Here is a 14,213-nt window from a genome sequence, read left to right as displayed (position 1 = left end):
TTTGCCTGATGATCAACGAACCCTACCCCTTTCAGACCTGAAAAAATGCCCCGGATGAAAAGTCCACCCGGGGCATCATCGCATTCACTGTGCAGGCTGTGTGAGCGCAGCCAGTCGCGTTAGCGCTTTTATTTGACCAGCAACAGGTTCTCTGGCTGGCGGGAGGCTGTCACCAGCACCGGAATGGACTTGGAGGTGGGGGTAAACGAACCGGCGCCGATACTGTCGATAGGCACTAGCGGGTTCGTCTCCGGATAGTAGGCCGCGATGTTGCCACGCGGGATCTCGTAGAGCACCACCACAAAACCCGTCACGCAGCGCTCGCGCCCATCGTTGCAGATGGCCGCCATGTCGACCCGATCCCCTTCGGCAAAGCCAAGCTGGCGAGCATCCGCCTCGTTCATGAACACCACGTTGCGCTGGCCCTTGATGCCGCGATAGCGGTCATCCATGCCGTAGATAGTAGTGTTGTACTGATCGTGAGAGCGCAGGCTCTGCAGCAGCAGTACCGGCTGATCCGCCATCTGTTCGGCATGGCGGGTACACTCCGGCAGCACTGATTGCGGCAGGGTGCTGGCACGAAACTCGGCGCTGCCACTGGCGGTATTCCACGTCAATAGCGCCGCGGAGTTATCGAGATGAAAACCGCACGGCTGCTGGATGCGGGCATTGAAATCGGCAAAACCGGCGATGGTCTGCTCGATAAGATCACGGATACGGGCATAGTCATCGCGCAGAGCCAGCCAGTCGACCCGCTCGCTGCCCACGGTGGCATGAGCCATCCGCGCGACTATGTCGGTCTCGGAGAGGCAGAGGGGCGATACCGGCTCGGCTGCGCCGGTCGAGGCGTGCACCATGCTGAAGGTGTCCTCCACCGTGATCTTCTGGTTGCCGCTGCGCTGGATATCGAGCTCGGTACGGCCGAGGCAGGGCAGGATCAGCGCAGCCTTACCCACCTGCAGATGGCTGCGGTTGAGCTTGGTGCTGATCTGCACATTGAGCTCGGCCTTTTTCATCGCCCCGTAGGTGAAGTCGGTGTCGGGCGCCGCTGCCGCCAGGTTGCCGCCCAAGCAGATAAGCACCTTGCTCTTGCCCTCGTCCAGCGCCTTGAGCGCTTCGTAAACATTGTGACCGCGGGCCCGCGGCAGGCTCACCTGCAGGTGACGCTCGAGCCGGTCGATAAAGGCGGCGGTGGGCTTTTCGTTGATACCCATGGTACGGTTGCCCTGCACGTTGCTGTGACCCCGTACCGGACAGAGCCCCGCCCCCGGCTTGCCAATCTGGCCACGCATCAGGTGCAGGTTGACGATTTCGCGAATGGTATCAACCGAGTGCAGGTGCTGGGTCACCCCCATGGCCCAGCAACTGATAATGCGCTGGCTGACGGCAAATACCCGGGCCGCCTGCACGATGTCGGCGCGGGTCAGGCCGGATTGCTGCTCGATCGCCGCCCAGTCGGTGGCACGCACCTGCGCCTCATACTCGGCAAAGTGGTGGGTGTGGCGGGCGATAAAGTCGCGATCCACCGCCTCTGGCGCCTCTTCCAGGATGTACTTGGCCATGCCGCGGATGGCGGCCATATCGCCCCCCAGTTTCGGCGTCAGGTATTGGTGGCTGATGGTGGTGGCCGCCGGGGTCAGCAGTTCAAGCGGGCTCTGCGGGCTGGCGAAGCGCTCGAGGGCCACCTCTTTCAAGTTGTTGAAGCTGACGATCTTGCAGCCGCCACGCGCCGCCTGACGCAGGGCATTCATCATGCGCGGGTGGTTGGTACCCGGATTCTGGCCATAGACGAACACCGCATCGGCCTGGTCGAAGTCATCCAGCACCACAGTCCCCTTGCCGATGCCGACCGATTGGATCAGCGCTACCCCGCTCGCCTCGTGGCACATGTTGGAGCAGTCTGGGAAGTTGTTGGTACCAAACAGGCGGCCAAACAGCTGATAGAGGTAGGAAGCTTCGTTGCTGGCTCGCCCTGAGGTGTAAAACTCCACCTCGTCCGGGCTATTCAGCCCCTTGAGGGTGCCGGCGATCAGGGCGAAGGCGTCGTCCCAGCTCACCGGCTCGTAGTGGTCGGTCGCCGGGTTGTAGCGCATCGGCTCGGTCAGCCGCCCCTGATACTCGAGCCAGTAGTCGCTCTGGCTGGCCAGCTGGCGCACCGAATGGGCGGCGAAAAACTCGGCCCCCACCGTCTTGCCGGTGGACTCCCAGGCCACTGCCTTGGCGCCGTTTTCACAGAACTGGAAGGTGCCGTGATCGTTGTCACCCCAGGCACACCCCGGGCAATCGAAGCCATCGGTCTGGTTGACCCTCAGCAGGTTCTTGATGTTCTGACGGGTCTTCTGGCTGCGCAGCACCTGTTTCATGGTGGATTGCAGGGACGAAAAACCGCCGGCTTTGGCGGGCTTTTCAATATGACTCATGGCACTCTCCGATGGGATCCGCCGGGCGACAGCTCGAATAGCTGACCGGGGCATCAAACTTGGGAATATGAACGACGTTGAGGTTGTATTTGAGGGCCAACCTGACCGCCAGCTGGCTGGGCGATGCCAGACAGATAAGATGACGGGCACCGAAGCGGGCGGCTTTTTGCACCAGCTCGCTACCGCAGCGGCTGGTCACCACCAGGGTGTCGCACGCACTTTGCTGACGCAGCAGCAGGCCGATCAGCTTGTCTAGAGCATTGTGGCGCCCGATATCTTCCCGGCAGTGGAGGATCCGCCCCTCGGCACCCAGCGCCAGCGCCGCATGCAGGGCGCCGTGTTGCTGTCCCTTGAGCTGCCACCGGGCGATCTGCGCACGCAGCCCCGCCAGCAAGGCCCCATCCAGCGGCGGCGTCAGCGGCAACACCGGCAATGCGGGCAGCGCCTGCTCCACCGCCGCTACGCCGCAGATGCCGCAGCCGGTCACCCCGGTCAGCCGGCGCTTGTTCTCAGCCAAAGCAGCCAGGGAGCGGTTGGCAATGGTCACATCCAGCACCACCCCCTGCTCGGCTGGCGCGATCTCAATGTCGTGGACTTCGTGGTTATGCCGGATGATCCCCTCACCAAACAGAAAGCCGACGGCAAAGTCGTCGAGATCGTCCGGGGTCGCCATCATCACCGCGTGGTTGATGCCATTGATGTTGATGGCGACGGCTACCTCTTCCACAAGATGATCCAGTGACGGCAAGTTGGCGGGGGTTGCGACGGGAGAATGGGCAGGCATGCAGGTTGGCCTAAAAATGCAAACTGCATTCAAGTTTAGAGAGGCGACTGACGCAAAACCAATGAAATAAATCTATATCCTGATAGAGTTGTTCTATCGAAGATGTTTTTTCAATTGATTAATTCTTCAATAGCCGGTTCCACTGCCTCCACTACAACCAGATGAACATCAAGCAACTTCACTACTTTCACGAGCTGGCCAAACACCGGCATTTTGCCAAAGCGGCCAAAGCCTGCCACATCACCCAACCGACCCTCTCGGCCAGCATTACTGCCCTGGAAAAGAGTGTCGGCACCGATCTGGTGGTACGCACCAGCCAGTTTGTCGCCCTGACCGAGGCCGGCGAGCTGGTACGCCAGTATGCCGAACGGATGTTGCTGGAACAGGAGGCGCTCAAGCAGGAGCTGGCCCTGTTTCAGGGCGAGCTATCCGGCACCCTGCGCATCGGCATCGTGCCCCAGTCCAATCTAGACATCATGCCTTTTATCGCCCGCTGCAAGCAGCGCTACCCCGACATCGTCATTCGCCTATCGGTGCTCAGCAACGAAGCACTACTGTCACAGCTGGAGCTGCATCAGTGCGATATCGGACTGGGATTTGATGAACCGGTTGGCGGGGCTGGCCGGCGCGCCTTTCACGTCTACCCGCAAGGCGCCAACCAGATGGCGGTGCTGATGAACCGTGACGAAGCGGATAAGTACCCGCGCAGCGGCGACATTGCGCTTGCTGAACTGCAGCAACAGCCGTTGGTGCTGCCCAGCCGCACCATGCAATTTCGTCAATATCTGGATCGTGCCGCCGAGCAGGTGGGCACCTCGCTCAACGTGGTACTGGAGACCGACTCGCTGTTCCATCTGGTCAGCGCCGTACGCCACCGGCTGGGCTGGGCCATCGTCAGCGCAGGCCTCGCCCGCTCTGCCAGCAAACTCTCGGATCTCGTTTGCCTGCCTCTCGCTCCGCTGGAGAATATCGGCCATACCGCCTTTCTGACCCGCCAGCAGAGCATCACCCCCGCCATGCGCGCCTTTCTTGAACTGGTGGCAGAAGGTGAACCGGCAAACGCGCCTTGACGCAGGCCAAGCAGTAGACCGCATTAGGTTCTGGTAAAGAAAAAGCCCGCCAGAAGGCGGGCTTTCAGAGAGCAAGCGCGAGCATCAAATCGCCATCTGCTCGTGCGGCGAGCCGTGGTGGCGCAGCCAGACAAAACTCAGCGCCACGATCAGCACCATCAGGGTCATGATGGCCCCCAGAGTCACCTGCCCGGTCATCGGGAAACCGGCCGCCAGCAGGGTCACCACACCGGCTCCCAGATTCTGCATCCCGCCGAGAATGGCACCCGCGGTGCCGGCCTGCCCCGGGAAGGGCTCGATGGCACAGGAAGTGGCGGTCGGGTAGAGAATGCCGCTACCGATGAAGTAGACGGCCGCACCACCAACCAGCGAGGCGGCACTCACCACCCCGAACAGCCCCGGCACCAGAATGATGAGGGAGCCGAGCGCCAGAAAGGCGATCCCCAGACGCATCAGCTTGCCCTGAGTCAAACGGAAGCTCAGCTTGGCAGAGAGCCAGGCCCCGAACAGATAGCCGGGCAGCGGCAGCACGAACAGCACGCTCACGGTACGGGCGCTCAGTTTCAGCACATCGCCCAGCAGCACACCAGCCGCAGCCTCAAACACTGCCAAACCGGCAAAGGTCGCCATCAGGCAGAGCAGGTTGCCCTGAAACTTGGGGTTGCCCAGCACATGACGATAGGCAGCACCGACGCGCAGTGGCTGACGGGCAGCAGCAGGCAAGGTCTCGCCAAACCAGGCCATGATCGCCAGGGTTGCTACGGCACCAAAACCGAACAGGAACCAGTAACCGGCGCGCCAGTTGAACAGCTCGGTCAGCCAGCCACCCAGCACCGGGGCCAGCAGCGGGGAGAAGATCACCCCCATGCTCACCAGACTGTTGGCGCGGTTGAGCTCGGCGCCGTTGTAGCGATCGCGCATCACGGTACGGCTCATGGCGCCACCGGCACCGGTACCCAGCCCCTGAATAAAGCTACCCACTAGCAGGGCGGCAAAATGGGGGATGACCTGAATGATCAGGGTGCCCACCAGAAACACCATCATGCCGACGATCAGCACTGGGCGACGGCCGATACGATCCGACAACGGCCCATAGACAAACTGGGAGAGGCCATAGGGGATCAGGTAACAGGCCATCACCGCCTGCAACTGGCCCGAGGCCACATTGAAGTCCCCCGCCATCATGGGAATGGAGGGAACATAAAGGGTCTGGGTCATCTGGCCCACAGCGACCATCAGAATGGTCAGTAAAAACAACGGATAAAAACTGTGCCGATCCATATCAGTCCCAAAAAATCGAAAAAATGCTGCCGCCCCTCTGGCACAAAATGGCCCAGAGGAATCTGATCACAGAGGCTGTGATGCAATCAAAAACAGTGTTGGAAACAGTAGGCGGGGAGCCCGCCAAGCCACCGCACAGGACGCTTGGTGGTATGGGGGCATCATAGTGATTCAGCTCACAAAAAACGAACGAATCTTTATAATCGGCTTGCCTTAGTTTTTCTAATATTACGGGGCAGCACGCCCCGTCAGTAGTTAAAAATCAACGTGTTACCATCTGCTGCGCCTGCTTGATCAGCTCATCGGGCTGCTCCTTGCGCGGCGGTATGGTGATCCCCTTCTGGCAGGCAGGCTTCTCGGCCATCCGATCCATCCAGGCTTGCAGATGGGGTAACCCCTCGATGGAGATGCCGCTCCAGTCATAAATCCGCACCCAGGGCCAGGTGGCGATATCGGCGATGCTGTACTCGTCCGCCAGATATTCATGATGGGCCAGATGGCTGTCGAGCACCTCGAACAGGCGGCGCCCCTCCTTCTGGTAGCGTTCGATAGCGGCGGGGATCTTCTCGGGGAAGTAGCGGTAGAAGACGTTGGCCTGCCCCATCATGGGTCCTACCCCGCCCATCTGGAACATCAGCCACTGGATGGCCTGAGAGCGGCGTTTGGGATCAGCGGGCAGCAACTTGCCTGCTTTCTCCGCCAGATAGATGAGGATGGCCCCCGACTCGAATACGGCGAAATCGTCGTTATCCCGATCGACGATAGCCGGAATACGGCCATTTGGGTTGATGGCAAGAAACTCGGGCTTCTTCTGATCCAGCGCCGAAAGATCGAGAGGAATGACCCGATAGGGCAAACCCAGCTCTTCGAGGGCGATCGCCACTTTGAAACCATTGGGGGTCGCGGCGGTGTAAAAGTCGATCATGATTCACTCCTTGTTGGTCATAGCCAGATTGCACGGTTGGAACAGGGTGCAACACCATAGCCGCCTCATCTTGCAACAAGTGACCGGCTCCAGACCATTAAAAAGCGGCGCACCGTAGGCCAAACAAGGCCACGGTGCGCCGCTGGTGCGCTCTGGCGATGGTAGATATTAGTTGATCACGGCGACCGGCTTGCGCTGGCGCAGCATGATCAGGCGGGAAAGCAGCGGGAAGTAGGACTCCAGCTTGCGCAACAGCACCCGGCTGCAAGCAGGTTCGGCCAGCTCCGACTCATCCAGCACGATGCCGTTTGAGACAAAATAGAAACGGGGGTCACGCACATCCGGCCCGCAGACCGTCAGCTCCTTGTCCCCCTTGCGGATCAGCAGCGGCAAGACCGGCAAACCGATCGTCTCATCCTCTCCCCGGGCAAATCCGGCATCCTGCCAGGGCGCATCGCCGTCGATCAGCAGGATCGCCGCCTCCGTCTTGGCCGGTTGCCACTGGGCCAGGGGGGGCACGGTGATGTGGGCAAAGTGATCACCATACTCGGGTGATGACCGCAAGATGGCCAAAAGTCCCTCGCTGGCCGCTGACACGTTCTGACTCACTAATGACAAATTCATGGTTCACATCCCTATGCTCATGACAGCCTGTATCCGGCTGCTGGGATAAGACTAGCGCAGTTCTGGTCTATATTGGAGCCGTCAAATCTGGCAGTGGTAATCAATTGGTCGTAGGGGGATAACAGTTGCCATCGCACAAAATACTGGTATCATACCGCGTCCTTTTATCCCCCGTTCTTTAACATCCAGTGGTGAACCTATGCATCCGATGCTGAATATCGCCGTGCGCGCTGCGCGCAACGCCGGTCAAGTTGTAGTAAAAGCCTTCTCCCAGCCTGAGAACATTGAGGCTATCCAAAAAGGCAGCAATGACTTCGTGACCAACGTTGACCGTGAAGCCGAAGCGGCCATCATTCACACCATCAAAAAATCTTACCCGGAGCACAGCATTGTTGCTGAAGAGTCTGGTGAGATTGCCGGTACCAATCCGGACTACCAATGGATCATTGACCCACTGGATGGCACGACCAACCTTGTCAAAGGTATTCCGCACTTTGCCGTCTCCATTGCCCTGCGCGTGAAAGGCAAAACCGAGCAAGCCGTTGTTTACGATCCCATCCGTGACGAACTGTTTACTGCTACCCGTGGTAGCGGCGCCCAGCTGAACGGCTACCGCATTCGTGTCGGCAAGGCCAAAGAGCTGGCTGGCACCGTGCTGGCGACCGGCTTCCCGTTCAAGCAGAAGCATCACATCGAGCCTTACCTGAAGATGTTCCAGAGCATGTTCATCGAATGTGCCGACATCCGTCGCTCCGGCTCTGCCGCACTGGATCTGGCCTACGTGGCTGCCGGTCGCGTCGACGGTTTCTGGGAAATCGGCCTCAAGCCCTGGGACACCGCTGCCGGTGAACTGCTGGCCAAAGAAGCTGGCGCCATCGTCACCGACTTCGTAGGCGGTCACAACTACGAAAACTCCGGCAACATCGTGGTTGCCAACCCGCGCGTCCTGAAAGAGATGCTGGGCAAGATCCGTGAAGAGCTGCCGGAGTCTCTGGCCAAATAAGCCAGCTCCCCAGCCTTCACCAATATAAAAAAACCGGCGCAAGCCGGTTTTTTTATTGCTGCGATATGCCCTGTCAGGCCACACCAGCTCACTGCTTATTCTCTCCTCCCCGCAGCGGGCACACCATCAGCTCGTCCCGTTCCCCATCCCCAAAACAGTTCGTCGCCCTTCTCTCGTTAGCAAATACGCCTTAAGCAACCTTCTTGAATATCACCGTCACAGGCCGGGATAATCATCAGCCCCCTGTTTGTTGCCCTGACCTTCATCCTCTTGCGAAAAACCCCAACCATCAGGCGTACCCATCTCCAGATAAAAAAACACCCGGCACATGGCCGGGTGTCGTGAAGGCAGGCAAAGCGCCCCGACTTTTTATGAATAAAGAGGCCGGAGCACTCCAGCCCCCTTATCAGGCGAGGCGGAAGCGACCGATAGTCTGCTTCAGACCCACCGCCAGCTGGCTCAGCTCCAGACAGGCGCGGGCAGTATGATCGGCGCCCAGGGCTACCTCGTTGGCGGACTCGTTGATCCGCTCGACGTTGCGGCCCAGCTCGTCGGAGACCGCATCCTGCTCGCCGCAGGCGCTGGCAATCTGGATCGCCATATCGGCAATCTGGGCGACAGCCTCTTCGATCTGCTGGATACCGGTACCGGTCTGCTCGCTTTGGGCTACGCACTGGCGGATCATGTCGCAGCTCAGCCCTGTCACCTCTTTCGCCTGATTGGCGCGAGACTGCAGGGTTTCGATGATGGCGACGATCTCGCCGGTAGAGGCCTGGGTGCGGCCCGCCAGAGTACGCACCTCATCAGCAACCACCGCAAAGCCTCGGCCCTGTTCACCGGCACGGGCTGCCTCAATGGCGGCATTGAGAGCCAGCAGATTGGTCTGATCGGCAATGCTGCGAATAACATCGACCACGACGTTGATCTGGGCGGATTCACGCTCCAGTTCGGCCACCAGCGTGCCAGCCTGCTCAATCTCTTCAGCCACACGGGTGATGGCCACCAGCGAACGCTGCACATCCTGGTTGCCTTTGCGGGCCAAAGTATTAGCTGCACTGGCAGACTCAGAGGTGTGCTCTGTATTGCCCGCCACATCAGCAACGGTCGCCTTCATCTGGGTCATGGCCGTCGCCACCAGCGAAATCTCTTGCTGCTGGCTCTGAATACCCTTGGCAGACTGTTCGGAAACCGCACTCACTTCGTCAATCGCTGCACCCAACTGGGTAACCGCAGCCACTACCTCTTCAATCAGACCGCGCAGGTTGTCCTGCATCTTGAGAGAGGCTTTGGCCAGCATGCCCAGCTCGTCGCGGCCAATATGCTGACGCTCCAGCTGATGAGTCAGATCGCCGGCTGCAATGGCGTTGGCCTGAGCCACTACCGCTTGCAGCGGCAGGCAGATCTGGCGGGTCAGGAACCAGGTCATGGCCACCATGAAAATCAACAGAGCACCGATGCTCACCATGGCGAAGGTGGTCACCATGCTGACGCTGCCAAGCAAGCTGCTGCGGTTTTCTTTGACGAAACCAAGGTTCACTTCCACTAGACCATTGACAGCCTTTTCTAGCTCACCATAAATGGGATTAGACTGGAACAGCTGAGCCTTGGCTTGCTCAAGATCTCCCTGTATAAACAGTTGATCCACCACATTGACTGAGCTCAAGTAGCGTTGCCACTCCTGTCTGGCACGGTTGAATACTTGACGCTCGTATTCGTCCCCGACAGTCGCCTCATAGGCGTGAAATGCATTGTCGACTTTCTGGATATTCTGCTGGATCCGGCTGCGGCGAGCTTGCAGATCAGCGGCATCGTTCACCATCAGCAAGGCGAACTGGGCACGACGGACATAGGAGACGTCATAGAGCAGGGTTTCGACCGACAGGACACTCGGCAGCGTAGAGTCGGTAAAGTTCAGCACCCGATCGCGCACGCCGCGCAATTCGCTGGAGAGAAAAACACCGAAGAGAACGTTGACTGCGGCAATGACCGCAAAAACCACGGCAATTTTTTTGCCTATGGAGAGATTCTTGTAAAACATGATTGGCTGTTGATCCTCAACTGCTGACAAGCAGGTAAACAGTAGCGATCACATCCGTATGAGCTGATCCCGGCCATTCCTGACGGGAGATGGAAGATTGCGAAAGCGGGGGAAGGACGATTTCGCGAGGCGCGCACTCTATCACAACATCGTCTAATTCTTCACCAGATTTCACCAAATGAATGCAAGGTGATTTCCTTCACAACCCGACATTCATCACAGAATATTTATAGCGACCAAATCATTTCAAATAGTTAACCGATAAATGCAATCGAGGCAGTGGCATGGACAAGGGGCCATCAACTCGTTGTAATGACCAACATGACCCGATGAGGGAGCGCCATCCCCCTTCGTTGTAACCATTTGCTGTAACAAGAGGCCCTGTTTATGGATAACAGCTCGTATCTGCCAGCTTCAACCTGGTCTGCCCAGCTGCGTGAACAACTGCAGGCGCGGCCACTTACCGCCCTCGGTCTCTTTATCGCGCTGGCTGCCGTCTTGTTGCTGCTGTTGCAAAGTCTCATCATGCTCGCTACCGGCGAGGTGACCAGCGGCGTGCGCTATGGTCTGATCGGTGGTGCCGCCGGGTTTGCCGCCACCGCCATTGGCGCCCTGCCCGCCCTGTTTCTACGCTCGGTACCGCAAAAGGTAGAGGACACCATGCTGGGCTTTGCCGCCGGCATGATGCTGGCGGCCAGTGCCTTCTCCCTGCTGCTGCCGGGGCTGGAGGCCGCCGAGGGGATTACCGGCAACGGCTTTAGCGCCGCCGCCGTGGTGGTGGTCGGCATGACCCTCGGGGTACTGTTGATGCTGGGGCTGGATCAGTTCACCCCGCACGAGCATGACAAAACCGGCCCCTGCGGCCCCGGCCATGAGAGCTGCTCCCGGGTCTGGCTGTTCGTCTTTGCCATCGCCCTGCACAACCTGCCGGAGGGGATGGCCATCGGGGTCAGCTTCTCGCAGGGGGATATGTCGGTGGGGCTGCCGCTCACAACCGCCATCGCACTGCAGGATATTCCCGAAGGACTGGCGGTGGCGCTGGCCATGTGCGCCGCCGGTTTTCGCCCCTCGGTGGCGGTGCTGGTCGCCATCGCCAGCGGCCTGCTAGAACCGATTGGCGCCCTGCTCGGGGTGGGGCTCTCCAGCGGCCTTGCCATCGCCTACCCCATCGGACTTGGGCTCGCCGCCGGCGCCATGCTGTTTGTGGTCTCGCACGAGGTAATTCCGGAGACTCACCGCAACGGTCACCAGACCTATGCCACCCTCGGCCTGATGGCAGGCTTTGCCCTGATGATGACCCTCGATACCGCGCTCGGCTAAAGACAATAGCCCCTCTCTCATCAATGCTTTTTGTCACCTGCGGCGCTCCCATATGGAGCGCCGCGTTTCATCTCTCCTTTCGCTTGTGCCTCTCGGCGCCGACGCCATCTTTTGTTATGATCTACAGCAACTTAAATTCAGCCACACGGCTATCAAGACGAGGTCAGCAATGAAAGTAGGTATTATCGGCGCCATGGAGCAAGAAGTAGCCCTGCTGCGCAGCCAGATGAGCAACCCCACCACCCTGCAACTGGGCGGCTGCGAGTTCTATCAAGGGATGCTGGCAGGCAAAGAGGTGATCCTGACCCGCTCCGGTATCGGTAAGGTTGCCGCCAGCGTGGCCACCAGCCTGCTGCTGGAAAAATTTGCCCCCGACTGCGTCATCAATACCGGCTCTGCGGGCGGCTTTGCCCAAGACCTGCATATCGGTGATGTGGTGATCGCCAGCGAGATGCGTTTCCACGATGTCGACGTGACCGCCTTTGGTTACGAGATGGGCCAGATGGCGCAGCAACCCGCCGCCTTCCCCTGCGACGAGAAGCTCATTGCAGTCGCTCAGGATTGCATCGCCGAGCAGGGCAAACACCAGACCAAGGTCGGCCTTATCTGCACCGGCGATCAGTTCATGTGCAAACCGGACGCCATCGCCAAGGCTCGCGCCGACTTCCCGCAGATGCTGGCGGTCGAGATGGAAGGTGCCGCGATCGGTCAGGTGTGCCACATGTTCAAGGTGCCCTATCTAGTGGTACGCGCCATGTCCGATATCGCTGGCAAGGAACAGGTTGAATCCTTCGATGCCTTCATCGAAGTGGCCGGCAAGCACTCCGCCGAAGTGATCATCAAGATGCTCGGCAAGCTGTGATCGAGACCGGCTCGCTTGATTTGATGGCCGACGCCCTCCTCTCGACGACGGCGGCCATTCTGGTAGGTGCTGCCCTGCTGGAGGCGGTGATCCCGTGGCCATCCCATCTACGTCTTTCGGCCGTCACGCCCCTGCTGACCCGGCTGGGGCACAAGGTACACAGACCCGATGGTTCACCCGGCCAGCAAATGCAGGCCGGCCTGCTGGCAATGCTGGTAGTCTGGCTCCCCTGCGCCGCCGGGCTCTGGTCACTGCGCAATCTGGCCCTGAGCGAGCCGCTCTTCGACCTGCTGTTCCTGCTGCTGATGCTCGAATCCCGTCCGCTGCGCGAACTCGCCCATGCCACCCGCTCGCTCGCCACGCAGGAGACGCTGCCGCTGGCGAGATTGCAGTCCGCCCCCTGGCTTAAGCGGGAGACCGGTAAACTCTCGACCATGGGGCTCGCCAAAGCGGTGACGGAGAGCTGCGCCCTGCGCCTGATCGGCCAATGGGCTGGCCCGCTGCTGGGGTATGCCCTCGCGGGGGTACAAGGCGCCCTGCTCTGGCGGCTGGTGCAGCTGATGAATCAGAGCTGGAGTCGCAAAGATCCCGCCTTCGACCACTTTGGTCGCGCCGCCAGCGCGCTCTATCAGGGGCTCAATGCCTCCGTCATTTTGCTGCTGGGGCTGCCACTGCTGGCAAGCCGTCTCAAACAGGCCGCACAGCTGCTGCGCAGTGGGGCGCTCTGGCCCTATCCCGCCATCGGGATGCTGTTGACGCTACTTGCTGACAAGTGCCGGATCCGCCTTGGCGGCCCCCGCTACTATCAGGGAACCTTGCAACGCTGGTCGATACTTGGCAGCGGTGATGACCCCGACGGTGAGTCACCGCGCAAGGTGCTCAATATTCTGCAAGGAATTGGCTGGGGCTGGTTGATGCTCGCGCTGCTTGTCACTGTGGCGGGGTTATTTCATGGTTAGATGGTTGCGATTGCCTGTCTGGCTGACCTGCGTGCTGCTTGCCTGGTTGCCCGGTGCCCTGCTGGCCGCCACGCCGACCCGGGTGGTGAGCGTTGTTCCTCACCTGACCGAATTGCTCTACGAAATTGGCGCCGGTGACAAGCTGGTGGCAATTGACGATGCCTCAGACTATCCCCCCGAGGTAAAAACCAAGCCCAAGGTAGCGAATTATCGCAGCATCAACGTCGAGGCAGTGCTGGCGCAAAAGCCGGATCTCATTCTCGGCTGGCGCTCAGCTCAATCACGGATGCTGGCCCCGTTGGAGCAGCTGGGTATCCCGATTTTCTACTCTGAGCCTACCGATTTTTCCTCGTTGGCCGTAGAAATGCGGGCGCTGGGCAAATTGCTGGGAATGGAAAAGAGCGCCAACGAAGCCGCCGATCGCTATCTGGCACGCCTGCATTTCCTGCAACAGCGCTATGGCAGGCCAACCGGCGTCAAGGTGTTCTACCAGCTCTGGTACCCGCCGCTCACCAGCGTCAGTGGCAATGCCTGGCCGGCTCAGGCCATCGAACTCTGCGGCGGGATCAACATCATGGCGAATGCCAAGACCCCTTACCCTCAAGTGGGCATGGAACAGGTGATCAGGGCCAACCCCGCGCTGCTCCTGGCCGGGAGTCAAGATCCTGACGCCCTGCGTCATTGGCAGCAGTGGCCAAACCTTGATGCGGTGAAACATCACCGACTGATGCTGGTCAACTCCGATGAGCTGCACCGATTCACCCCAAGGGCCCTCAATGCGGTGGAGCAGGTTTGCCGAGCCATTGCCCAACGCAGCAACAAATAGCCAAAAAACAGCCATTCAGATCACGCCTTCCAATTTACGTCTGCAAATGGCATAAAAAGTGCTTTAGAATTCCGTAGATACCAATCTTCATCATGGGACAC

The 14,213-nt window shown here is 59.6% G+C and carries 12 protein-coding genes; 6 read left to right on the top strand and 6 right to left on the bottom strand.

Annotated features, from left to right (window positions below; genetic code table 11):
- Window positions 1-128 precede the first annotated feature (128 nt).
- Together AB5Y84_RS09900 and fdhD are read right to left on the bottom strand one after the other, a co-directional pair.
- Window positions 129-2,420: an FdhF/YdeP family oxidoreductase gene (locus AB5Y84_RS09900; RefSeq protein WP_257724880.1), complete on the bottom strand. Its 2,292-nt coding sequence runs from the start codon at window positions 2,418-2,420 to the stop codon at window positions 129-131.
- Window positions 2,407-3,204 carry a formate dehydrogenase accessory sulfurtransferase FdhD gene (fdhD, locus tag AB5Y84_RS09895; protein WP_257724881.1) on the bottom strand — a complete coding sequence of 266 codons (798 nt, stop codon included), beginning with the start codon at window positions 3,202-3,204 and terminating at the stop codon, window positions 2,407-2,409. Before fdhD ends, AB5Y84_RS09900 begins: the two co-directional genes overlap by 14 nt.
- A gap of 161 nt (window positions 3,205-3,365) precedes the next feature.
- Between fdhD and AB5Y84_RS09890 the strand changes: the two genes are divergently transcribed.
- Complete coding sequence (locus tag AB5Y84_RS09890) at window positions 3,366-4,274, top strand: LysR family transcriptional regulator (protein ID WP_257724882.1); 909 nt, start codon at window positions 3,366-3,368, stop codon at window positions 4,272-4,274.
- Window positions 4,275-4,358: 84 nt separating this feature from the next.
- Here the strand turns inward: AB5Y84_RS09890 and emrD are convergent, their stop codons facing one another.
- From emrD to AB5Y84_RS09875, 3 genes are all read right to left on the bottom strand, one after another.
- Window positions 4,359-5,555 (bottom strand): multidrug efflux MFS transporter EmrD, encoded by a 1,197-nt coding sequence (emrD, locus tag AB5Y84_RS09885; RefSeq protein WP_005333920.1) that lies wholly within the window; start codon window positions 5,553-5,555, stop codon window positions 4,359-4,361.
- Between the two features lie 262 nt (window positions 5,556-5,817).
- The gene (locus AB5Y84_RS09880) at window positions 5,818-6,480 is read right to left on the bottom strand and encodes a glutathione S-transferase family protein (RefSeq protein ID WP_005333923.1); all 663 of its coding nucleotides are present in this window, start codon (window positions 6,478-6,480) and stop codon (window positions 5,818-5,820) included.
- Window positions 6,481-6,648: 168 nt separating this feature from the next.
- Entirely contained in the window at window positions 6,649-7,104 is a 456-nt protein-coding gene (locus AB5Y84_RS09875; RefSeq protein ID WP_201998326.1) for a hypothetical protein, read from the bottom strand.
- A gap of 199 nt (window positions 7,105-7,303) precedes the next feature.
- Here AB5Y84_RS09875 and suhB point away from each other — a divergent pair, with 199 nt between their 5' ends.
- Window positions 7,304-8,107 (top strand): inositol-1-monophosphatase, encoded by an 804-nt coding sequence (gene suhB / locus AB5Y84_RS09870; RefSeq protein ID WP_021230872.1) that lies wholly within the window; start codon window positions 7,304-7,306, stop codon window positions 8,105-8,107.
- A gap of 406 nt (window positions 8,108-8,513) precedes the next feature.
- On the opposite strand, the gene AB5Y84_RS09865 is transcribed toward suhB, so the two are convergent.
- Window positions 8,514-10,145, bottom strand: coding sequence for a methyl-accepting chemotaxis protein (locus AB5Y84_RS09865; protein ID WP_201998328.1), 1,632 nt, complete (start codon window positions 10,143-10,145; stop codon window positions 8,514-8,516).
- 387 nt (window positions 10,146-10,532) lie between these two features.
- On the opposite strand from AB5Y84_RS09865, the gene AB5Y84_RS09860 reads away from it, so the two are divergent.
- The 4 genes from AB5Y84_RS09860 (at window position 10,533) to AB5Y84_RS09845 (ending at window position 14,112) form a co-directional block, all read left to right on the top strand.
- On the top strand, window positions 10,533-11,465 hold the full coding sequence (locus AB5Y84_RS09860; RefSeq protein ID WP_201998330.1) for a ZIP family metal transporter: 933 nt from the start codon (window positions 10,533-10,535) through the stop codon (window positions 11,463-11,465).
- A gap of 169 nt (window positions 11,466-11,634) precedes the next feature.
- Entirely contained in the window at window positions 11,635-12,327 is a 693-nt protein-coding gene (mtnN, locus tag AB5Y84_RS09855; protein ID WP_040067225.1) for a 5'-methylthioadenosine/S-adenosylhomocysteine nucleosidase, read from the top strand.
- Window positions 12,324-13,286 (top strand): cobalamin biosynthesis protein, encoded by a 963-nt coding sequence (locus tag AB5Y84_RS09850; protein WP_201998332.1) that lies wholly within the window; start codon window positions 12,324-12,326, stop codon window positions 13,284-13,286. Before mtnN ends, AB5Y84_RS09850 begins: the two co-directional genes overlap by 4 nt.
- Window positions 13,279-14,112 carry a cobalamin-binding protein gene (locus tag AB5Y84_RS09845; protein WP_257724883.1) on the top strand — a complete coding sequence of 278 codons (834 nt, stop codon included), beginning with the start codon at window positions 13,279-13,281 and terminating at the stop codon, window positions 14,110-14,112. Before AB5Y84_RS09850 ends, AB5Y84_RS09845 begins: the two co-directional genes overlap by 8 nt.
- Window positions 14,113-14,213: the final 101 nt, after the last annotated feature.

This window comes from Aeromonas sp. s11 (genome assembly GCF_040907945.1).
Lineage (GTDB): Bacteria > Pseudomonadota > Gammaproteobacteria > Enterobacterales > Aeromonadaceae > Aeromonas > Aeromonas veronii.
This window is presented reverse-complemented; position numbering and strand designations above follow the sequence as displayed.